This window comes from Pantoea sp. WMus005, from assembly GCF_013415305.1.
Taxonomy (GTDB): Bacteria; Pseudomonadota; Gammaproteobacteria; order Enterobacterales; family Enterobacteriaceae; genus Pantoea; species Pantoea rara.
The window spans coordinates 362,975-382,947 of sequence record NZ_JACBXU010000004.1 but is presented as its reverse complement, the minus strand read 5'-3'; the positions used below and the strand labels follow the sequence as shown (position 1 = coordinate 382,947).

The window sequence follows — 19,973 nt, the reverse complement described above, 5'->3', positions numbered from 1 at the left end:
CCTGGAGCCGGACCGGCTAAATTGTGCCTCTTCGCACCATTATCCCCAACATGTTGTAGTGATCAAAACTCAGGCAAAAAAGCGCGCAATCGTATGCTAAAAGTGCTGAAAACCATGGGATCAGATGGTAGAATCCTTTTTTAAGCAATCGGTGATTTTGAGAAATGGGTAAGAACGTCGTCGTACTGGGCACCCAATGGGGTGACGAAGGTAAAGGTAAGATTGTAGACCTTCTGACTGAGCGCGCGAATTACGTTGTGCGTTATCAAGGCGGCCACAATGCGGGCCACACGCTTGTCATCAACGGTGAAAAAACCGTCCTCCACCTGATCCCTTCTGGCATTCTGCGCGATAACGTCACCAGCATCATTGGTAACGGCGTAGTGCTTTCTCCTGAAGCCTTAATGAAAGAGATGAAAGGCCTGGAAGCGCGCGGGATTCCGGTACGCGAACGTCTGCTGATTTCTGAAGCCTGTCCGCTGATTCTGCAATATCACGTTGCGATGGATATGGCGCGTGAACGTGCCCGTGGTGCCAAAGCGATTGGTACCACCGGACGTGGCATCGGCCCTGCTTATGAAGACAAAGTGGCTCGCCGTGCATTGCGTGTCAGCGATCTGTTTAACAAAGAAACCTTTGCTGCCAAGCTGAAAGAAGTTGTCGATTTCTACAACTTCCAGCTGGTGGAGTACTACAAAGAGCCAGCAGTCGACTTCGATAAAGTCCTGAATGATGTGATGGAAGTCGCTGACATCCTGACTGGCATGGTGGTTGACGTCTCTGAACTGCTGGACGTCGTGCGCAAGCGTGGCGATCTGATTATGTTCGAAGGCGCGCAGGGTACGCTGCTGGATATCGATCACGGTACCTATCCGTACGTGACCTCATCCAACACTACCGCAGGTGGCGTTGCAACCGGTTCAGGTATTGGCCCACGTTATGTTGACTACGTGCTGGGTATCGTTAAAGCATACTCAACCCGTGTTGGCGCAGGCCCGTTCCCGACCGAGCTGTTCGACGAAACCGGCGAATTCCTCTGTGCACAGGGTAATGAGTTTGGCGCAACCACCGGTCGTCGTCGTCGTACCGGCTGGCTGGATGCGGTAGCGGTTCGCCGCGCGGTCCAGATCAACTCCCTGTCAGGTTTCTGCATGACCAAGCTGGACGTGCTGGATGGCCTGAAAGAAGTGAAAATCTGTGTTGCTTACCGTATGCCTGATGGCCGCGAAGTCACCACTACGCCACTGGCAGCAGAGAACTGGGAAGGCATTGAGCCGATCTATGAAACCCTGCCAGGCTGGAGCGAGACAACGTTTGGCGTTAAGACGCTGGAAGGTTTACCTCAGGCCGCGCGTGACTATATCAGGCGTGTTGAAGAGGTAACAGGTGTGCCGATTGATATCATCTCAACCGGTCCCGATCGTAGTGAAACGATGATTCTGCGCGACCCGTTCGACGCATAATCATTCAGGCCGGACAGTGTCCGGCCTTTGTTTTTCCACTCTTTGATGCCACTTAATCTCCCTTCGCTTGTCAAACCTTGTGCTGGCTCAAAAAAACGCACGGCCGATCAGACTCTGGTTTATCATCGTAGTTAATCGAATGGCGATCCGATTTAGTCCTGACATCAATTGTAAGGCGAATAACGTCATGCCACGCCTGAAGGTTCACTGAGGTTACTGTGCAGCTCACGAGTTTTACTGATTATGGCTTACGAGCCCTGATTTATCTGGCATCGTTGCCTGAAGGTCAGCAGACCAATATTACGGAAGTGACGAACACGTATGGTTTGTCCCGAAATCATATGGTCAAAATCATCAATCAGCTGAGCCGGGCGGGTTATGTCGCTGCCACGCGGGGTAAAAACGGGGGCATTCGTCTGGGTATGCCAGCGCGTCAGATTGTCATTGGTGACGTGGTACGTAAGATGGAACCACTACAACTGGTGGATTGCGCCTCCTGTTCTATCACGCCAGCCTGTCGTCTGAAGCAGGCGTTACATGATGCGGTGCAGCGATTTTTGCAGGAGCTGGATAACTATACCCTGGCCGATCTGGTTGAAGGAAATACACCACTTTATGAGATCATCTTGTCCAGATCGCCAGTGGCAATAAATATTAAATGACATCGGAGGAACCGCTATGTCAAAAGATCCCTTTCAGGATAGAGAAGCTGAAAAATACGAAAACCCTATTCCGAGCCGTGAATTTATTCTGGCTCTGCTAGAAAAACGTGAAAAACCGGCCAGCCGTGAAGAGCTGGCTGAAGAGATGAATTTGCAGGAAGAAGAGCACCTTGAGGCGCTGCGTCGCCGCCTTCGCGCCATGGAGCGTGATGGTCAGCTGGTGTTCACCCGCCGTCAGTGTTATGCCCTGCCAGAACGTCTTGATCTCCTGCGCGGTAAAGTCATTGGCCATCGTGATGGCTACGGCTTCCTGCGGGCAGAAGGTCAGAAAGATGACCTTTACCTCTCCGCAGAACAGATGAAATTCTGTATGCACGGTGACGTGATTCTGGCGCAGCCGTTGGGTGCCGATCGTAAAGGCCGCCGCGAAGCGCGCGTAGTCCGCGTGCAGGAACCGCGCAACAATCAGATCGTTGGCCGTTACTTTACCGATGCCGGTGCCGGCTTCGTGGTACCGGATGACAGTCGCCTGAGTTTTGACATTCTCATTCCACCTGAAGAGACGATGAATGCCCGCATGGGTTCTGTGGTGGTGGTTGAGCTGGTCCAGCGTCCGAACCGCCGCAGCAAAGCGATCGGTAAAATCGCTGAGATTCTGGGCGATGATATGGGCACCAGCCTGGCTGTGGATATGGCGCTGCGTACGCATGAAATCCCGCATACCTGGCCGCCGGAAGTGGAAGCTCAGGTCAGCAAACTGAAAGAAGACGTCCCGGAAGAGGCCAAAAAAGGCCGCGTCGATCTGCGTAAACTGCCGCTGGTCACCATTGATGGTGAAGATGCCCGTGACTTTGATGATGCTGTTTACTGTGAGAAGAAGCGCGGTGGTGGATGGCGTCTTTGGGTCGCTATCGCGGATGTCAGCTATTACGTTCGTCCTGGCACCCCACTGGATGACGAAGCGCATCAGCGCGGTACCTCGGTTTACTTCCCGTCGCAGGTTGTGCCGATGCTTCCGGAAGTGCTGTCGAATGGCTTATGTTCACTTAACCCGCAGGTCGATCGCCTCTGTATGGTGTGCGAGATGACTATCTCGACCAAAGGTAAACTGACCGGCTTTAAGCACTACGAAGCGGTAATGAACTCCCATGCGCGTCTGACCTACAACAAAGTCTGGAACATCCTGCAGGGCGACAAAGAGCTGCGCCAGCAGTATGCGCCGCTGGTCAAAGACCTTGAAGAGCTGAATAACCTTTATCATGCGCTGGAAGCTGCACGTGAAGAGCGTGGCGGCATTTCGTTTGAAACGGAAGAGGCGAAGTTCATCTTCAACGCCGAGCGCCGTATCGAACGTGTTGAGCGTGTGTCACGTAATGACGCCCACAAACTGATCGAAGAGTGCATGATCCTGGCGAACATCGCCTCAGCACGCTTCGTTGAGAAAAATCAGGAACCGGCGCTGTTCCGCGATCACGATCGCCCGACTGACGAAAGCATTAAGAGCTTCCGTACCGTGCTCAACGAGCTGGGACTGACTCTGCCTGGCGGCAACAAACCGCAGCCAATCGACTACGCGGCGTTGCTGAAGCAGGTTGCCGATCGTCCTGATGCGGAAATGCTGCAAACCATGCTGCTGCGTTCGATGAAGCAGGCCGTTTACGATCCGGAAAACCGCGGTCACTTTGGTCTGGCGCTTTCGTCGTATGCGCACTTTACTTCGCCGATTCGCCGCTATCCGGATCTGACGCTGCACCGCGCTATCAAGTATCTGCTCGCGAAAGAGCAGGGTGAAGGCAAGGGTCTGGTACAGCGTGCCATCAAGTACCTGATGCCAAAAGATAAAAATGCCAAAGATCTTACTACGGCAACCGGCGGCTATCACTACGAGATGCCGGAGATGCTGCAGCTGGGTCTGCACTGTTCCCTGACCGAGCGCCGCGCGGATGAAGCGACCCGCGACGTGGCTGACTGGCTGAAGTGTGACTTCATGCAGGATCAGGTCGGCAACGTCTTTAACGGCGTCATCTCCAGCGTCACCGGATTTGGCTTCTTTGTCCGCTTAAGCGATCTCTTCATCGACGGTCTGGTCCACGTTTCGACGCTCGACAACGATTACTACCGTTTTGACCCGGTAGGTCAGCGTCTGATCGGTGAATCGGGTGGTCGCACCTATCGTCTGGGTGACACAGTTGAAGTGCGTGTTGAAGCGGTCCACATGGACGAGCGTAAAATCGACTTTGCTCTGATCTCCAGCCAGCGCCAGGTGCGTGGTGAAGGTAAAACCGCGCGTGACCGGGCGAAGCGTGACGACAAAGCCCCAACCAAACGCCGTCGTGATGCGAGCAGGAAGTCTAACTTCGAGCCGGATTCTGCGTTCCGTGGTGACAAAGGCAAGCCCGCCGCTGCGGATACCGGGAATAAAAGTAAAAACGTCTCGGAAAAAACCCGTAAAATCGCCGCCGCCACCCGGGCGAAGCGCGCCAGAAAAAAGGCGCAGCCTGACTGATGCGCGCACCCGCCCTTTCTCAGGAGAAAGGGCGGTCATTCATTTTTTTCCAAACACTGAGCAGATCGATGAGCGAAATTATTTTTGGTATCCATGCCGTGCAGGCGCTGCTGGAACGAGACCCACAACGTTTCCAGGAAGTCTTTATCCTCAAAGGCCGCGACGATCGTCGCCTGCAACCTCTGGTTGCCGCGCTGGAAGCTCAGGGTGTTGTGATTCAGCTGGCCGAGCGCAAGTGGCTCGACAGCCAGGTTGAAGGCGGTGTGCATCAGGGTATCGTGGCGCGGGTGAAACCGGGTCGTCAGTATCAGGAAGGCGACCTGCCGGATCTGCTGCAGAGCCTGGAGAAACCGTTCCTGCTGGTACTGGATGGGGTCACCGATCCACACAACCTGGGTGCCTGCCTGCGCAGCGCCGATGCCGCCGGTGTGCACGCGATAATCGTACCGAAAGATCGCTCTGCTCCCCTGAATGCCACCGCCAAAAAAGTGGCCAGCGGCGCGGCAGAAAATGTGCCATTGATCCGCGTCACTAACCTGGCGCGTACCCTGCGTCTGTTGCAGGAGTACAACATCTGGGTGGTCGGCACCGCAGGTGAAGCTGACCATACTGTCTTCCAGAGCAAAATGACCGGCCCGATGGCGCTGGTGATGGGTGCGGAAGGGGAAGGCATGCGTCGTCTTACCCGTGAGCATTGCGATGAGTTAATCAGCATTCCGATGGCGGGCAGTGTCTCTTCGCTGAATGTCTCGGTCGCGACCGGCGTCTGCCTGTTTGAAGCGGTGCGTCAGCGCAACGCCTGATTCCCGATGTGATCCTCGCCACAAATTAGTTTCTGTACCAGGCATAACTGCGCGTCATTCGTATATACCCAAAGCATTTCGGGTTGCATTGAGGCGGCAAGAGAACGAATCCCGATGAGCTTACATGAGTAAGTGATTCGGGTGAGTGAACGCAGCCAACAAAAATGCAGCTTGAAAGACGACGGGTATACTTACTGAGTGACATCCGCGAGGAGTGGTTATGACCTGGACAACACACACCGTTTTTAATCAGCCTCATCCTCTGAGCAACAGCAACCTGTTCCTGTCTGATACGCCACTGAGCGACGCTTTGTCACGCGAAGGCGCAGGGTGGGACCGGGAATGGCTGGCGTCGGTTGGCCGACAGCTGGGCAGCGCCGAGTCGCTGGAGCTGGGCCGGCTCGCCAATGCTGAGCCGCCCGAGCTGCTGCGCTACGACGCCCGTGGCGAACGCATGGACGAGGTCCGTTTTCATCCTGCCTGGCATCTGCTGATGCAGGGCGTCTGCGCCAGTCGCCTGCATAATCTCAGCTGGCAGCCCACCGTTCGTGAACAGGCCAGTGTGGCGCGCGCTGCCCGTTTTATTCTGCATGCGCAGGTTGAAGCAGGCACACTCTGCCCGGTGACCATGACGCACGCGGCCATTCCTCTGCTGCAGACTTATCTGCCCGCGGCGTTTGAGGGCTGGCTCGATCCGCTGCTCAGCGATCGCTACGACCCCCATGCACAGCCTGGTGACCAGAAGCGAGGTCTGCTGATTGGGATGGGCATGACGGAAAAGCAGGGCGGCAGCGATCTGCTCACCAGCACTACGCACGCCGAACCGCTGGGCGCGCGTGGCGCGGGTGAAGCCTACCGACTGACCGGCCATAAATGGTTTTTCTCTGTACCACAGAGCGATGCGCATCTGGTGCTGGCTCAGACGCCCGCCGGGTTAAGCTGCTTCTTCCTGCCACGCCTGTTGCCCGACGGGTCACGCAACACCATCCAGCTGGAGCGACTCAAAGATAAGCTGGGCAATCGCTCCAATGCCAGCTGTGAAGTGGAGTTTCGCGATGCGACCGGCTGGCTGCTGGGGGAGGAGGGCGAAGGCGTGCGGCTGATCCTGAAGATGGGCGGCATGACGCGTTTTGACTGCGCCCTTGGCAGTCACGGTCAGATGCGCCGCGCTTTCTCGGTAGCCATCTCGCATGCTCATCAGCGTCAGGTGATGGGAAAAAATCTGGTGGATCAGCCTCTGATGCGTCAGGTTCTGGCTCAGCAGGCATTGCAGCTGGAGGGACAGACCGCGCTGCTGATGCGGCTGGCGCGCGCCTGGTCACAACCGGCAAAACCGCATGAGGTCACCTTTGCCCGCCTGTTTACGCCAGCGGCAAAATATGAGATCTGCAAAGCGGGTGCGCCGTTCGTGGCGGAGTCGATGGAGGTGCTGGGGGGCATCGGCTATTGCGAAGCCAGTGAGCTACCGCGTCTCTATCGTGACATGCCGGTCAACAGCATCTGGGAAGGCTCGGGCAACGTGATGTGTCTTGATGTTCTGCGCGTGCTTGCCCGTCAGGCAGAGGTTACGGAGATGCTGAGTCAGGAGTTTGAAGCGGTGAAAGGGAGTAATCGCTATTTCGATACGCGCTGGCGACAGCTGCGTCTGAGGCTTAGCCACGTTCCTGAAGCGCAGGCGCGCGAGGTCACCCGCACGCTGCTGCAGCTGGCGATGGGGGCCCAGCTACTGAAATATGCCGAACCCCTGCTGGCGGATGCATGGTGCCAGCAGTGGCTCGACCAGCGTGGTTCACGCCCGCTGGAGGCCGCTATTAACGATCGCTTACTGGACCGCGCCTGTGGCAGATGATGCACCGTACAAAATCGCACTGGCGTACCAGAAGCCGGGCATGACCGTCTCGCTCAGCATCACAATCTGATAGTAAGCTGCTCCGGCCTGATTGGCCTGAGCGGCAACGGCACGCTGGGCATCATCCGGTGAGCCGTGCACGTTAACGGTAATATTACCCAGCTTCGGCAAACCCCCACTCTGCGCTCGTGAAATCTCCTGCGCCTGTTGTGCTGGCGCAGGTGGGGCTTTTGGCGTGGTTTCAAGCGCGGAACAGCCTGCCAGCAGCAGGCTGAACACCATTAAATAAGCGGAACGCATAGCAAAACCCTTATTCAGAACGAAACATTAAGTGTATGCCATCGCTCTGAGGGTCGTCAGGATTTAAGGTTAAATACGCTGACCAACTGGGTCAGGTGGTGCCCTTTATCACTCAGGTTCTGTGCGCTGTTTTCCGCCTGTGCCACCAGTTGGCTGTTCTGGTGAGTTGCCTGGCTGATCTGGTTCATCGCAATATTAACCTGGCCGATGCCTGCAGCCTGCTCCTGCGCCGCCACGTTGATCTCGCCCATCAGCGCCTGCACCTGCTCGATGTGCGTCACAATGTCGGTCATTGCATCGCGCGTCTGCTCGGAGAGCTGATGGCCCTCAGCCACGTGGCTGATAGAGGTCGCTATCAGTCCATCAATCTCTTTGGCGGCCTGCGCGGAACGCTGTGCCAGTGCACGGACTTCTGCAGCCACCACGGCAAAGCCACGGCCCTGTTCACCCGCTCGCGCCGCTTCAACGGCAGCATTCAGCGCCAGAATATTAGTCTGGAAGGCGATCGACTCAATCACGTGCGTGATATCTGCAATGCTTTGCGATGAAACTTTAATAGCTGACATGGTATTGACTGAGCGCACCACCGTCTTGCTGCCGTGGCTGACGATATCGCTGGCCTGGGCCACCAGTGACATCGCCTGACGCAGGCTTTCGGCGGTGTGTTCAACCGTTGCACCAAACTGCTCCATGCTGGCAGAGGTCTGCTCCACACTGCTGGCCTGACGCCCGATCTGCTCGCTGATATTATGGCTGCTTGCCGCAATAGTGTCCGTGCCATTGCTGATCTCCTGCGCCGCGCCGCGCACCTGGCCGACAATCTTCTCCAGACCATCGCCAATACCGTTAATCGCAATGATCAGCTGACCTACTTCGTCGCGACGATGCGTATCCATATGGACCTGCAGATTGCCGGCGGCATACTGCTCCGCCAGATGAATCACCTGCTGTAGCGGACGGGTAATCGCCCGACGGCTGTACCAGACAAAGCCCAACGCAAAAACAATTACCAGAACCAGTCCGGTAATCAGGAACAGGTTACGGCTATGCGTAATCGGAGCCAGCAGGCTGTCACGGTTAACCTCACCGGTGATCACCCAGTTCCAGCCCGGCAACTGCTGCCAGGCCAGGATCTGCATCTCACCGTTGATCTCCACCTGCTGCATACCCTCCGGCTGCGTCAGCAGCGGTTTCAGCGTTGCATCATCCCAGGTGGGGCGTTTCCCTTCGTCGTGCCGATCGAACAGATACACGCCCTGGGTTTTACCGGGAGTGCCGTTGAGCACAAAGAAGTGACCGCTATCACCCAGCTGACGCGCCAGGATTTTTTCACGCATTAACGCATACTGTTTATCAATGCCAACACCGACAAACAGAATGGCAACGACTTTGCCACTCTCATCTTTCACTGGCTGATACTGCGTGATGTAGCGATGGCCGAACAGCGTCGCCAGCCCGCGGTAGACTTCGCCCTGGTGAACGCTTTTCCAGGCGGCACCGGTGCGGTCAAGCTGCGTACCGATTGCGCGACTGCCATCCTCTTTTTTCAGTGAGGTTGAAACACGAATAAAATCATCGCCATAGCGCACGAAAATGGTCGCTACGGCGGCGGTGCGTTCGGTGAAATCGTCAACTGCAGTCTGGTCGAGGTTCAGTGTCTTTAACCCGGCGCGCAGCACCGGCGTTGAAAAGGCTCCGACCTGGATCCGCGAGCTTTCATCCAGGCTAAAGCGCTTAGGCAGGAAGCTGGTAAAGAGATCGGTGTAGTGAGCCACCTCTTCGGTCAGAGTGGCGTTAAACATAGTGGCCATTTCACTGATGCCCTGCACCTGGTTGTGCATGTCATCGATGGCGAGATTTTCCAGCTGGCGCGAGGCGTTGTGGCTTTGAGTCAGTGTCAGTACCAGCAACAGCAGCGCTACGCTGAGAGACGTCAGTACAGACAGCTTAACTCCGAGACTCAGGCCGCTGAGAGAGAGACGCTTCATAAATTACCTTTGATCATGTTAGGGGCATACACGATCAACGGCACAGCACGAAAAAAGTTTAGGATTAAGTCGGATGACTAAGCGCAGCGGGGGATTTCGCAAATTAACCTGCAGAACGTAGACTTGATCGGCACGCCTCGCCCTTTTCAGGAGAAACCATGATTGAACTCAGTACCGAAACGCTGGCCGGTATCGAATGCCTGCACGCCACACCAGCCGGACAACGGCATCAGCCACTGCCCACCGTGTTGTTTTATCACGGCTTTACCTCATCAAAAGAGGTCTACGCCTACTTCGCTGTCGCGCTGGCGCAGGCGGGATTTCGGGCGGTGATGCCGGATGCGGAGCTGCACGGCGCGCGTTATCACGGTGATGCCAATGCACGCCTGGGCCGTTTCTGGGAGATTCTGAAACAGAACATTGATGAGTTGCCACTGCTTGAGACCGCGCTGCATAAAGACAATTTGATCGCTGACAGGCGTTTCGCGGTAGCGGGTGCGTCGATGGGCGGCATGACGGCACTGGGCGCGATGGCGCGTTATCCGCAAATCCAGAGCGTCGCCTGCCTGATGGGATCGGGCTATTTTATGCAACTCAGTCAGTCCCTGTTTCCGCCGCTGGTGGCCGACACGCCTGAGCAGAAAGCGCAGTTTGCGGCCCGTATGGCACCGCTGGCGGACTACGATCCCTGTAACCGGCTGGAGGCTCTGGCAAACCGCCCGCTGCTATTGTGGCATGGGGAGGCGGATGAGGTCGTGCCCTGGGCGGAAAGCGTACGGCTGGAGAGGGCGCTGCATGACAACGGGCTGGCGCAGCATCTGACCTCGCTGTCAGAAAAACAGATCGGGCATAAGATCACGCCATCCGCCCTGACGGCGCTGGTCAGCTTTTTTAAACAGCAGTTATAAACAATGAACGGGCGGAGAAGGACTCTGCCGCCCGTAAACTTACCGGTACTTACCAGAACGCAGACGCTTTTTCTGCTGCGCTGGCAGGCGCACTGACCGGGTTTCTTTCCGGCGTATCCAGCCGGTTAACGTAGACATAACCCGATGCCGCTTCGCTGCTGTGACTTCTCATCTGCTGCGCACAGTCAGCATGGCTGGCAAGAGCGGGTGGAGACAGGAAGAGACCCAGTAAAGTGGCGATGACGAACGTTTTCATGCCCGACTCCTCACTTCAGGGAACACACTCTGCGCGACGCCACTAAGCGAACCGTAACGTCTTTAATCAGTTTAGCGACTGAGTAAATTATCGCCAGATCGTCTGCCTGAACCTCTTTGTCAGCATTTTTGAATCTTCGCCACCCAACCCGCTGTATTCCCATCATTAGCACAAAAAGCGACGGTATCTGGCACGACGCCTGCGATTTGTTTAAATGTGCGCTTGAGTTCGGGCACCTTCGCCGGTATGATTACGCGTCAATTTTTCAGCCGCATTCTCAGGCTGTGTCCCACAAACGCTCGTCACAGCGAACCTTTGTGGGACACAGCCTATAACGTTCCTTGCTTCCATGGGCCGCGGTTGACCCCGACAGGAGGCTGAATAATCCGTAAGGAGCAATTTCGATGCGTCATTACGAAATCGTATTTATGGTTCATCCTGACCAGAGCGAACAGGTTCCTGGCATGATCGAGCGTTACACTGGTGCTATCACTGGTGCTGAAGGCACGATTCACCGTCTGGAAGACTGGGGCCGCCGTCAGCTGGCTTACCCGATCAATAAACTGCACAAAGCGCATTACGTTCTGATGAACGTTGAAGCGCCGCAGGAAGCGATCGATGAGCTGGAAACGAACTTCCGCTTCAACGACGCCGTTATCCGTAGCATGGTTATGCGCGTTAAAAACGCGGTAACTGAAGCATCACCGATGGTTAAAGCGAAAGATGAGCGTCGTGATCGTCGCGAAGATTTTGCTAACGAATCCGCTGATGAGTCAGATGCTGGGGATTCTGAAGAGTAATCCATCGTGACGGTCAATCGACTTCGCCTGTCTGGCACTGTGTGCAAGACACCGGTTCGAAGAGTTAGCCCGTCAGGAATTCCTCACTGTCAGTTCGTGCTTGAGCACCGCTCAGTGCAGGAGGAGGCCGGATTTCACCGGCAAGCCTGGTGTCGTATGCCTGTTATTATTAGCGGCAGCGCCCATCAGGTGATTACTCAACATATAACGGTCGGCACGCAACTCACACTCGACGGTTTCATTAGTTGCCATCAGGCAAGAAATGGCCAGAGCAAAGTGGTGTTCCATGCCGAGCAGATTGAATTGATAGATTCTGGAGACTAGCCTAATGGCACGTTATTTCCGTCGTCGCAAGTTCTGCCGTTTCACCGCGGAAGGCGTTGTTGAGATCGATTACAAAGACATCGCAACGTTGAAAAACTACATTACCGAAAGCGGTAAAATTGTCCCGAGCCGTATCACCGGTACTCGTGCAAAATACCAGCGTCAGTTGGCTCGCTGCATCAAGCGTGCGCGTTACCTGTCTCTGCTGCCGTACACTGATCGTCATCAGTAATCGGCAACTGTCCATTAACGACTTTAAGAGGATAAGGTAATGCAAGTTATTCTGCTTGATAAAGTAGCAAACCTTGGCACCCTGGGTGATCAGGTTAACGTTAAAGCGGGCTACGCTCGTAACTTCCTGGTACCACAGGGCAAAGCTGTTCCTGCTACCAAGAAAAACGTTGAGTTCTTTGAAGCACGCCGTGCTGAACTGGAAGCCAAACTGGCTGACGTTCAGTCTGCAGCAACTGCACGCGCTGAGAAAATCAATGCACTGGGCACTGTAACCATCACGTCTAAAGCAGGCGATGAAGGTAAACTGTTCGGTTCAATCGGTACCCGCGACATCGCTGATGCAGTAACTGCAGCAGGCGTTGAAGTTGCTAAGAGCGAAGTTCGTCTGCCGAACGGCGTTCTGCGCACTACCGGTGAGCATGAAGTAAGCTTCCAGGTTCACAGCGAAGTATTCGCTAAACTGAACGTGAAAGTTGTTGCTGGTTAATTCTGATTAACTGAGCACGACATCAACGCCGGCCTTGTGCCGGCGTTTTTGTTTTATGCCTTTCTGCAGGCGCTGTTCGCGTTACTGCGCGCGAATAAAGCTGCCATCTGGCTGACGTGTAAACAGCACCGGGCCATTTGCGCCATCGACTGTCAGACCGGTTACGATCCCCTGCGCATCCTGACGAATTTTAACCTGCTGACCCGTTTTCAAAGAGCTGAGCGGCTGATCATTGCCTTCCACCCGCGCCATCGCAAACACATCATTAACCGGCAGACTGTGATCACGAAACAGCTGCGCCAGCGTCTGTCCGGAGGCGATAGTGAGGTTACGCCACTCGCCCTGAGAATCGGCTTTTGGCGTCTGCTGAGACGGTGAGGATGACGGCTGGCGGCTATTGTTGTTCTCGTAGATATCCGCCTGCATGGGCACCTCTTTCTCTGCAGAAGGCGTCACCGACTGTTCGACCGGATAGCGCAGCGTGCTGGCAGGCCAGAGAAACGCCACCAGCATCACCAGCAGAGCCGCCACAATGCCACGTCGGTGCGGTGCAGGCAGCGGATCCATCCAGCGAATGTGGTCGGTAAAATGCCAGATACGCTGAAGCCATGTCGGCAGGCGGGATGACGTGTCTGAAGCCATGCGGGGTTCCTCCTCTCCGGCAGTCTGCCGTGGCCTGCGTGCGGCAAGCCAGGTCTGCAGCCGGGATACCATTTGTGTCGCACGCATCCTGCGGCGTCGTGGGGCAATCTGGCCCATGTTTGCTCTCTTATTCAGGTGCTACAGACGGGATGATCCCCATCGATAGTTATAGTATGGGCAATACCGGCGCGAAGTGCCTGCCAGCATTGATAAATTTGACGGCTCTATTGTTTCTCTTTCAACCGCAAAAGTCATCTGCGACGCAGGGCATTTTACGCCAGCGGCCTGCGCTGCTATGCTGCCGGTTCGAATTTATCCGAGAGTGAAAGGAACGAAGATGACGACCCCTTCTTTCGACAGCGTCGAAGCACAAGCAAGTTACGGTATTGGTTTACAGGTTGGCCAGCAGTTGCTGGAATCTGGTCTGCAGGGTCTGCAACCAGAAGCACTGCTCGCGGGTCTGCGCGACGCGCTGGAAGGGAACTCGCCGGCCGTACCGGTTGATGTGGTTCATCGCGCACTGCGTGAAGTACACGAACGCGCTGAAGGCGTGCGTCGTGAGCGTACCGAAGCCATGGCCGCAGAAGGTCAGGCGTTCCTGCAGGAACATGCGCAGCGTGAAGGCGTGAGCAGCACCGAATCAGGTCTGCAGTTCAGCGTGATTACCCAGGGCGAGGGTCCAATCCCATCCCGTCAGGATCGCGTACGCGTTCACTACACTGGCAAACTGATCGACGGCACCGTGTTCGACAGCTCAGTTGCCCGTGGCGAACCGGCAGAATTCCCGGTTAGCGGCGTTATCCCAGGCTGGATTGAAGCACTGACCCTGATGCCGGTAGGCTCAAAATGGGAACTGGTGATCCCACAGAACCTCGCGTATGGCGAGCGCGGTGCGGGTGCCTCTATCCCACCATTCAGCACTCTGATGTTCGAAGTCGAACTGCTGGAAATTCTGTAATACCCGAGCGCTGCAACCCCCCGGTTGCAGCGTTTTCTCCCGCCTTATTTCTGCTGTAAATTCACCTGCCACAGCGCAAAGCCAATCGCATCTGTCCCTTTGGGCTGAAGCGGATATTGCGCATGCTGCTGAATAAACCCGGTCGCTTTATCACCCGGTGCCGTTTCAAACTGAATATCGAGCGGGGTGGATGAGGTAATCGGTGCCAGACGCCAGTTATTGTCCGCCTTCGGCTGGACTGCGCCATGCGCTTTAGTTTCCGTGCTGATGTAAGCAGCTACCACCGAACGGTTCTCATCTGGAGAGGCAAAGGCGATGTACTTATCTCCGGTGCCGGCAAACTTACCGCCGTAAGCGCGATAGTTATTGGTCGCCACAAGGAAGGTCGCCTGCGGATCGATGGGCTTACCCTGCCAGGTGAGCTGACGGATACGCGAGGCGTCCGGATGGATCAGCTGGCATTCCGCGTCGTAGCGGGCGGGCTGGGTCACATCGATCTGGTATTTCACCCCATCAATCACATCGAAGTTATAGGTGCGGAAATCCCAGTTGATCAGCGACTGTGTTTTGGTGCTGTGCGGATCAATCTGGTTAAACTGGCCTGCTGAACACTCCAGCCACTCTTTCACCTGCGCACCGGTCACTTTCATCACCACCAGGGTGTTGGGATAGAGATAGAGATCGGCCGCGTTGCGGAAGGTCAGCGCGCCTTTCTCTACTTCAACATAACTGGCCGGATCGTTCTTACGTCCGCCCGCTTTAAACGGCGCGGCAGCAGAGAGCACCGGCAGACGACCCAGATCCGGATCGCCCTGAATGAAATGCTCCACGTAGGCGCGCTGAGCATTGTTGACGATCTGCACCGTCGGATCGTCCTGTACCAGTGACAGATAGCTGTACATCACGTCAGCGGACTTGCCAATGGGCTTCGCCACAAACTCCCGCGTGGCGCGGTGATCGTCAGCCAGCACTTTTACCAGCGCCGGATCCTCCGCCGCCAGCGATTTCTTCGCGGCAGTATCGTAGATGGGCCGCGCCTCTGCTTTGCCGCTGGTTACCTGCCAGCGTCCGCCCTCATTGTTCAGCACCAGGTCGACCACGCCAAGGTGATCGCCCCACATACCTGGCATGACTGACGGAATCCCGTTCAGCGTGCCGTTGGCGATATCTGCCCCCTTGATGTCAGCAAACTCTTTGCTGGGGTAGACCGCATGTGCATGACCAAACAGGATGGCGCTGATGCCTTCTACCTGGCTGAGATAGTAAACCGAGTTCTCCGCCATCGTGTGGTATGGCTCGCTGCTCAAACCAGAGTGGGGAATAGCGATAATCAGATCGGCACCCTGCGCGCGCATCTCAGGCACATAGCGGCGAGCCGTTTCGGTGATGTCATCAACCCGCACCTTGCCCTGCAGATTGGCTTTATCCCACACCATGATCTGCGGGGGCACAAAGCCAATATAACCAATCTTCAGGGTCTGCGTTTTGCCCTCGCGATCAACCACGGAAGTGGATTTGATGATGTAAGGCGTAAACAGCGGTTTGCCGCTCTTCACATCAATGACATTAGCGTTCACATACGGAAAACGGGCACCCGCCAGCGCTTTTTTCAGGTAGGGAAGGCCATAATTGAATTCATGATTGCCGAGGTTGCCCACAGCGTAATCCAGCGTATTGAGCGCCTTGTAGACCGGATGGATCTCACCTTCGCGTAAACCTTTGGCCGCCATGTAGTCGCCGAGCGGACTGCCCTGAATGATGTCGCCGTTATCGACCAGCAGGCTGTTTTTCACCTCCTGACGTGCGGCGTGAATCAGCGTTGCGGTTCGCACCAGCCCAAACTTCTCGGTTGGCGTGTCTTTGTAGTAGTCGAAATCCATCATATTGCTGTGCAGATCGGTGGTTTCCAGTACGCGTAAATCCACCGTCGCGGCCTGGGTGCCGACGGAAACGCTCAGGGCCAGTAACATCATTCCGGGCTTAAACATGCTTGCTCCTGCTGCAAATTAAATTCAGGCTCTCAAAATAATGTAAAAGCATGACAGATAGTCATTTTAAATCGTGATGGATATAACGTTTTGGTGCATCAGCCAGTGGATGATTCTTATACGTCAGAAGTCGATGCGTGTCGGCGTGGCGATAAGTGGGTAACTATGATATTGATATCTCTATAAATTGAATCGCTGAAGGCCCTTCCGATGGGCACTTCAGGCGGAACTGCTAAAATATCACTATCTGACGATGAGCTGATCCGGCAGCAGACAGACACAATGAGGTGAAAAATGTTAGAGCAAATCTGCCAACTGGCACGCGAAGCAGGCGACGCGATTATGCAGGTCTATGACGGTGCCGCGCCGCTTGACGTTTCTCACAAATCGGATGATTCACCGGTGACCGCTGCGGATATCGCTGCGCACGAGGTGATCCTTGCTGGCCTCAAAAAGTTAACCCCTGATGTTCCCGTTTTATCAGAGGAAGATCCCCCAGCCTGGGCGGTTCGTCAGCACTGGCAGCGCTACTGGCTGGTCGATCCGCTGGATGGCACCAAAGAGTTCATCAAGCGTAATGGCGAGTTCACCGTCAATATTGCGCTGATTGAAGAGGGGAAGCCGGTAATGGGCGTGGTCTATGCGCCGGTGCTGGGCGTGATGTACTCCGCGGCAGAGGGTAAAGCGTGGAAAGAAGAGGGCGGTCAGCGTGAACAGATTCATGTCCGTGACGCACGTCCTCCGCTGGTCGTGGTGAGCCGCTCACATGGCGATGACGACGAGATGAAAGAGTACCTGAAGCAGTTGGGTGAACATCAGACCGTTGCTACCGGCTCCTCACTGAAGTTCTGCCTGGTAGCGGAAGGTAAAGCCCAGCTCTATCCCCGTTTCGGGCCAACTAACATCTGGGATACCGGTGCAGGTCATGCCGTGGCGATGGCCGCCGGTGCACATGTGCATGACTGGCAAGGCAAAACCCTGGACTACGCGCCGCGCGAATCCTTCCTTAATCCCGGTTTCCGCGTCTCCCTGTTTTAAACCGGCTTGAGCATGTATTCCCGGCGGTCAATTCTCTCGCCGCCGGGAATACAGGATTATTCCTTCAGCAGCGAGGTGACCAGCGTCATCACTTTTGTCACTTCATCCTGCGTCAGCGATCCATCCTTCACAAATTTCACCTTGCCCTGTTTATCCAGCACCACAATGGCGGAACCGCCCGGCTGTAGCTGCCAGGCATGCTGCACATTGCCTTTACTGTCGATAATAAACTGTGACCACGGATATTGCTGCTTGTTGGTCTCGACGCTGCTGCGCACAAACATGCCCGTGCCAGGAATCGCATCATCGGTGTTCACGATGGTGGTGGTCTGATAGCGATCATGCGGCAGCTTCGCGGCTTTGATCGCCTCTACCAGTGCCGCGTTCATCTCTTTCGCGGATGAGCGGCCAGCAATATGCTGCACCACGCGCACTTTTCCGCTGAGCTGCGCGCTATTCCAGTTTTTGTAGCTAAACTTCTCCTGCTGCAATAACAGCTCGCCCTTGTCATTCACGCCAACGGCCGGTACCCGTATATCCTGTTTGAGGTTATGGGCCATTACGCTTGCAGGTATCAGTAGAGACAACGCTACAGCTGCCAGAGTTATTCGCATTGTTTTTTTCCTTAAGTGATCAGACCAGTCAGTCATTTTACTGCAATAGTAAGCAGGGATGATGCGCCTGTCCTGGAAAGGTGTCAGGTTTGTTATGGCCGCCACAATTCCGTAACCAACGAAGGTTTATACTGTGTTGTGTGAGCCTGATAACAGAGTGTTCTGTAATGATGTGTCAATTCAGTAAAAAAAATCACTTTCAGGAACACTAACAGGTGTGGGTGTTCTATAGTTATCGCGAATTCGCGCTTCATGGGCTGGAACCAAATTTGGAAACAGCGAAGTGTGCTTTAAAAATGTACAGGAGTCATACAGCATGAAGATCTTCCAGCGCTATAATCCGCTGCAAATAGCGAAATATGTAAAAACGCTGTTCAAGGGAAGGTTGTATATCAAGGACGTCGGCGCGTTTGAGTTCGATAAAGGGAAAGTTTTAATCCCGCGCGTCAAAGACAAACAGCACCTGAGCGTGATGTCAGAAATTAACCGCCAGGTCGTGCGTCTCAAGCTTGAGTTCAACTAATTACAAGTAATTAAAAGTAATCACAAGGGCGCCAATGGCGCCCTTAGTCATTCTACTCTTCTTCGCTTTTCGTCATGTTCAGCACCGGCGGTCGTTCATCAATGCGGGTGACCAGCAGCTGATCGATGCGATAGCTATCAATATCTACCACCTCGAACTTGTAGCCCGCAAACTTCACAAAATCGGTACGTTTCGGAATTTTGCGCAGCATATACATCATAAAGCCGCCGATGGTTTCGTAGTTGCCTGACTGCGGGAAATCATCAATATCCAGTACACGCATCACGTCATCGATCGGCGTACCGCCTTCAACCAGCCATGAGTTCTCATCACGCGCCACAATCTGCTCTTCCATGCCCTGACCGACCAGGTCGCCCATCAGTGTGGTCATTACGTCATTGAGGGTAATGATGCCCACGACCAGTGCATATTCGTTCATGATCACCGCGAAATCTTCGCCTGCGGTTTTAAAACTTTCGAGCGCTTCTGAGAGGGTCAGCGTGTCCGGCACAATCAGCGCAGAGCGGATCTGCAGGCCGCTGTTCAGCGCCATGCTCTGATTACCCAGTACGCGAAGCAGCAGCTCTTTTGAGTCGACATAGCCGACGATATGGTCGATATCGCCGCTGCAGACCAGAAACTTTGAGTGAGGATGCTGGGCGATTTTGGTTTTAAGGCTGGTCTCATCTTCATGAAGATCAAACCAGACAATATTTTCGCGCGAGGTCATGGAAGAGGGAACGGTACGTGACTCCAGCTCAAACACGTTTTCAATCAGCTCATGTTCCTGCTTACGCAGCACGCCAGCCAGTGCACCGGCTTCCACCACCGCGTAAATGTCATCGGACGTGATGTCATCTTTGCGCACCATCGGCAGCTTGAAAATGCGGAAGAAGACGTTAGCAAGGCCATTAAACAGAAATACCAGTGGACGCATCACCAGCAGACAGAAACGCATCGGGTTGATGATGCGCAGCGCGATAGTTTCCGGGGCGACCATGCCAACCCGCTTTGGCGTTAAGTCAGCAAACAGGATAAACAAGCTGGTAACGATGGTGAAGGAACAGATAAAGCTAAGCTGTTCAGCCAGCTCTGGTGCGACAAAGCGGTTAAACAGGCCGCTGAACACCGGTGAAAAGGCCGCGTCACCAACAATACCGCCCAGAATGGCGACGGCGTTGAGGCCAATCTGCACCACGGTGAAGAACATGCCCGGCGTTTCCTGCATTTTCAGCACACGCTGCGCATTTACGTTGCCTTCATCGGCCAGCAGTTTCAGTTTGATCTTACGGGCGGCCGCCAGCGAGATCTCCGACAGGGAGAAAAAGGCACTGATTACGATCAGTAAAAGAATGACAAGTAAGCTATCTAACATATGAGATCCAAAGGGTTATCCACTTGTCATTTTTGGCCTGGGCAGCGTGGGTAAGCGCAAACAGAGTTGGTTTATCCGTGAAACAGAGCTATCCGTGCCAAAAATGTCTGCGCCAGTTCGACAACAAACGACATGTCGGGGCAGAAATGAAAACAGGCGGGATGCCTGTGGTGGCCGATTATAGCAGGAGCGCTCATCGCGCCGCCAGAGGACAAACCGCTGCTTAAGGGAGCATTAGCCGCCAGACCGGTCAGT

The 19,973-nt window shown here is 54.9% G+C and carries 20 protein-coding genes; 13 read left to right on the top strand and 7 right to left on the bottom strand.

Annotated features, from left to right (window positions below):
• The first annotated feature begins 164 nt into the window (after nt 1–164).
• The 5 genes from HZZ01_RS16650 to HZZ01_RS16630 all read left to right on the top strand — a co-directional run bounded on the left by HZZ01_RS16650 (nt 165) and on the right by HZZ01_RS16630 (nt 7,283).
• On the top strand, nt 165–1,463 hold the full coding sequence (locus tag HZZ01_RS16650) for an adenylosuccinate synthase (RefSeq protein ID WP_179898658.1): 1,299 nt from the start codon (nt 165–167) through the stop codon (nt 1,461–1,463).
• A gap of 218 nt (nt 1,464–1,681) precedes the next feature.
• The gene (gene nsrR, locus HZZ01_RS16645) at nt 1,682–2,125 is read left to right on the top strand and encodes a nitric oxide-sensing transcriptional repressor NsrR (RefSeq protein WP_003855325.1); all 444 of its coding nucleotides are present in this window, start codon (nt 1,682–1,684) and stop codon (nt 2,123–2,125) included.
• Nucleotides 2,126–2,141: 16 nt separating this feature from the next.
• The gene (rnr, locus tag HZZ01_RS16640; RefSeq protein WP_179898657.1) at nt 2,142–4,631 is read left to right on the top strand and encodes a ribonuclease R; all 2,490 of its coding nucleotides are present in this window, start codon (nt 2,142–2,144) and stop codon (nt 4,629–4,631) included.
• Between the two features lie 68 nt (nt 4,632–4,699).
• Nucleotides 4,700–5,434, top strand: coding sequence for a 23S rRNA (guanosine(2251)-2'-O)-methyltransferase RlmB (gene rlmB / locus HZZ01_RS16635; RefSeq protein WP_179898656.1), 735 nt, complete (start codon nt 4,700–4,702; stop codon nt 5,432–5,434).
• Between the two features lie 220 nt (nt 5,435–5,654).
• Nucleotides 5,655–7,283, top strand: a complete 1,629-nt coding sequence (locus tag HZZ01_RS16630) for an isovaleryl-CoA dehydrogenase (protein WP_179898655.1) — start codon at nt 5,655–5,657, stop codon at nt 7,281–7,283.
• Here the strand turns inward: HZZ01_RS16630 and bsmA are convergent.
• Nucleotides 7,257–7,583 carry a biofilm peroxide resistance protein BsmA gene (bsmA, locus tag HZZ01_RS16625; protein ID WP_179898654.1) on the bottom strand — a complete coding sequence of 109 codons (327 nt, stop codon included), beginning with the start codon at nt 7,581–7,583 and terminating at the stop codon, nt 7,257–7,259. The two genes, HZZ01_RS16630 and bsmA, sit on opposite strands and share 27 nt — an antisense overlap.
• A 56-nt stretch (nt 7,584–7,639) precedes the next feature.
• The gene (locus HZZ01_RS16620; RefSeq protein ID WP_179898653.1) at nt 7,640–9,571 is read right to left on the bottom strand and encodes a methyl-accepting chemotaxis protein; all 1,932 of its coding nucleotides are present in this window, start codon (nt 9,569–9,571) and stop codon (nt 7,640–7,642) included.
• A 158-nt stretch (nt 9,572–9,729) separates the two neighbouring features.
• Between HZZ01_RS16620 and yjfP the strand changes: the two genes are divergently transcribed.
• The gene (gene yjfP / locus HZZ01_RS16615) at nt 9,730–10,479 is read left to right on the top strand and encodes an esterase (RefSeq protein ID WP_179898652.1); all 750 of its coding nucleotides are present in this window, start codon (nt 9,730–9,732) and stop codon (nt 10,477–10,479) included.
• A 49-nt stretch (nt 10,480–10,528) separates the two neighbouring features.
• On the opposite strand, the gene HZZ01_RS16610 is transcribed toward yjfP, so the two are convergent.
• Nucleotides 10,529–10,735 (bottom strand): hypothetical protein, encoded by a 207-nt coding sequence (locus tag HZZ01_RS16610; protein ID WP_136197721.1) that lies wholly within the window; start codon nt 10,733–10,735, stop codon nt 10,529–10,531.
• Nucleotides 10,736–11,139: 404 nt separating this feature from the next.
• On the opposite strand from HZZ01_RS16610, the gene rpsF reads away from it, so the two are divergent.
• The 4 genes from rpsF to rplI are packed head-to-tail and all read left to right on the top strand — an operon-like array spanning nt 11,140 to nt 12,580.
• Nucleotides 11,140–11,535, top strand: a complete 396-nt coding sequence (rpsF, locus tag HZZ01_RS16605; protein ID WP_003855334.1) for a 30S ribosomal protein S6 — start codon at nt 11,140–11,142, stop codon at nt 11,533–11,535.
• Nucleotides 11,536–11,541: 6 nt separating this feature from the next.
• Nucleotides 11,542–11,859 (top strand): primosomal replication protein N, encoded by a 318-nt coding sequence (gene priB / locus HZZ01_RS16600; RefSeq protein WP_010256154.1) that lies wholly within the window; start codon nt 11,542–11,544, stop codon nt 11,857–11,859.
• A 4-nt stretch (nt 11,860–11,863) separates the two neighbouring features.
• A complete protein-coding gene (gene rpsR, locus HZZ01_RS16595) occupies nt 11,864–12,091 on the top strand; it encodes a 30S ribosomal protein S18 (protein WP_002210155.1) in 228 nt (75 codons plus the stop codon).
• A gap of 39 nt (nt 12,092–12,130) precedes the next feature.
• The gene (gene rplI / locus HZZ01_RS16590; protein ID WP_003855506.1) at nt 12,131–12,580 is read left to right on the top strand and encodes a 50S ribosomal protein L9; all 450 of its coding nucleotides are present in this window, start codon (nt 12,131–12,133) and stop codon (nt 12,578–12,580) included.
• 81 nt (nt 12,581–12,661) lie between these two features.
• On the opposite strand, the gene HZZ01_RS16585 is transcribed toward rplI, so the two are convergent.
• Nucleotides 12,662–13,339 (bottom strand): LysM-like peptidoglycan-binding domain-containing protein, encoded by a 678-nt coding sequence (locus tag HZZ01_RS16585; protein ID WP_304622176.1) that lies wholly within the window; start codon nt 13,337–13,339, stop codon nt 12,662–12,664.
• 220 nt (nt 13,340–13,559) lie between these two features.
• On the opposite strand from HZZ01_RS16585, the gene fklB reads away from it, so the two are divergent.
• Nucleotides 13,560–14,180: an FKBP-type peptidyl-prolyl cis-trans isomerase gene (fklB, locus tag HZZ01_RS16580; RefSeq protein ID WP_090966197.1), complete on the top strand. Its 621-nt coding sequence runs from the start codon at nt 13,560–13,562 to the stop codon at nt 14,178–14,180.
• A gap of 44 nt (nt 14,181–14,224) precedes the next feature.
• Here the strand turns inward: fklB and HZZ01_RS16575 are convergent, their stop codons facing one another.
• Nucleotides 14,225–16,168, bottom strand: a complete 1,944-nt coding sequence (locus HZZ01_RS16575) for a bifunctional 2',3'-cyclic-nucleotide 2'-phosphodiesterase/3'-nucleotidase (protein WP_179898650.1) — start codon at nt 16,166–16,168, stop codon at nt 14,225–14,227.
• A 294-nt stretch (nt 16,169–16,462) separates the two neighbouring features.
• Between HZZ01_RS16575 and cysQ the strand changes: the two genes are divergently transcribed.
• Nucleotides 16,463–17,206, top strand: coding sequence for a 3'(2'),5'-bisphosphate nucleotidase CysQ (cysQ, locus tag HZZ01_RS16570; protein ID WP_179898649.1), 744 nt, complete (start codon nt 16,463–16,465; stop codon nt 17,204–17,206).
• Nucleotides 17,207–17,262: 56 nt separating this feature from the next.
• On the opposite strand, the gene HZZ01_RS16565 is transcribed toward cysQ, so the two are convergent.
• Nucleotides 17,263–17,820, bottom strand: a complete 558-nt coding sequence (locus HZZ01_RS16565; protein ID WP_179898648.1) for a YtfJ family protein — start codon at nt 17,818–17,820, stop codon at nt 17,263–17,265.
• Between the two features lie 316 nt (nt 17,821–18,136).
• Between HZZ01_RS16565 and HZZ01_RS16560 the strand changes: the two genes are divergently transcribed.
• Nucleotides 18,137–18,343: a DUF1107 domain-containing protein gene (locus HZZ01_RS16560; protein ID WP_003855513.1), complete on the top strand. Its 207-nt coding sequence runs from the start codon at nt 18,137–18,139 to the stop codon at nt 18,341–18,343.
• A 52-nt stretch (nt 18,344–18,395) separates the two neighbouring features.
• Here HZZ01_RS16560 and HZZ01_RS16555 read toward each other — a convergent pair whose 3' ends face one another.
• On the bottom strand, nt 18,396–19,718 hold the full coding sequence (locus HZZ01_RS16555) for a hemolysin family protein (protein ID WP_179898647.1): 1,323 nt from the start codon (nt 19,716–19,718) through the stop codon (nt 18,396–18,398).
• Nucleotides 19,719–19,973: the final 255 nt, after the last annotated feature.

What these genes read in the sequence shown, in the direction of transcription:
- HZZ01_RS16620 (WP_179898653.1), bottom strand. Translation starts at nt 9,571, where the DNA reads ATGAAGCGTCTCTCTCTCAGCGGCCTGAGTCTCGGAGTTAAGCTGTCT.
- HZZ01_RS16565 (WP_179898648.1), bottom strand. Translation starts at nt 17,820, where the DNA reads ATGCGAATAACTCTGGCAGCTGTAGCGTTGTCTCTACTGATACCTGCA.
- rpsF (WP_003855334.1), top strand. Translation starts at nt 11,140, where the DNA reads ATGCGTCATTACGAAATCGTATTTATGGTTCATCCTGACCAGAGCGAA.
- HZZ01_RS16560 (WP_003855513.1), top strand. Translation starts at nt 18,137, where the DNA reads ATGAAGATCTTCCAGCGCTATAATCCGCTGCAAATAGCGAAATATGTA.
- bsmA (WP_179898654.1), bottom strand. Translation starts at nt 7,583, where the DNA reads ATGCGTTCCGCTTATTTAATGGTGTTCAGCCTGCTGCTGGCAGGCTGT.
- rlmB (WP_179898656.1), top strand. Translation starts at nt 4,700, where the DNA reads ATGAGCGAAATTATTTTTGGTATCCATGCCGTGCAGGCGCTGCTGGAA.
- cysQ (WP_179898649.1), top strand. Translation starts at nt 16,463, where the DNA reads ATGTTAGAGCAAATCTGCCAACTGGCACGCGAAGCAGGCGACGCGATT.
- HZZ01_RS16555 (WP_179898647.1), bottom strand. Translation starts at nt 19,718, where the DNA reads ATGTTAGATAGCTTACTTGTCATTCTTTTACTGATCGTAATCAGTGCC.
- HZZ01_RS16585 (WP_304622176.1), bottom strand. Translation starts at nt 13,339, where the DNA reads ATGGGCCAGATTGCCCCACGACGCCGCAGGATGCGTGCGACACAAATG.
- HZZ01_RS16610 (WP_136197721.1), bottom strand. Translation starts at nt 10,735, where the DNA reads ATGAAAACGTTCGTCATCGCCACTTTACTGGGTCTCTTCCTGTCTCCA.
- rnr (WP_179898657.1), top strand. Translation starts at nt 2,142, where the DNA reads ATGTCAAAAGATCCCTTTCAGGATAGAGAAGCTGAAAAATACGAAAAC.
- rpsR (WP_002210155.1), top strand. Translation starts at nt 11,864, where the DNA reads ATGGCACGTTATTTCCGTCGTCGCAAGTTCTGCCGTTTCACCGCGGAA.
- HZZ01_RS16575 (WP_179898650.1), bottom strand. Translation starts at nt 16,168, where the DNA reads ATGTTTAAGCCCGGAATGATGTTACTGGCCCTGAGCGTTTCCGTCGGC.
- HZZ01_RS16650 (WP_179898658.1), top strand. Translation starts at nt 165, where the DNA reads ATGGGTAAGAACGTCGTCGTACTGGGCACCCAATGGGGTGACGAAGGT.
- rplI (WP_003855506.1), top strand. Translation starts at nt 12,131, where the DNA reads ATGCAAGTTATTCTGCTTGATAAAGTAGCAAACCTTGGCACCCTGGGT.
- yjfP (WP_179898652.1), top strand. Translation starts at nt 9,730, where the DNA reads ATGATTGAACTCAGTACCGAAACGCTGGCCGGTATCGAATGCCTGCAC.
- fklB (WP_090966197.1), top strand. Translation starts at nt 13,560, where the DNA reads ATGACGACCCCTTCTTTCGACAGCGTCGAAGCACAAGCAAGTTACGGT.
- HZZ01_RS16630 (WP_179898655.1), top strand. Translation starts at nt 5,655, where the DNA reads ATGACCTGGACAACACACACCGTTTTTAATCAGCCTCATCCTCTGAGC.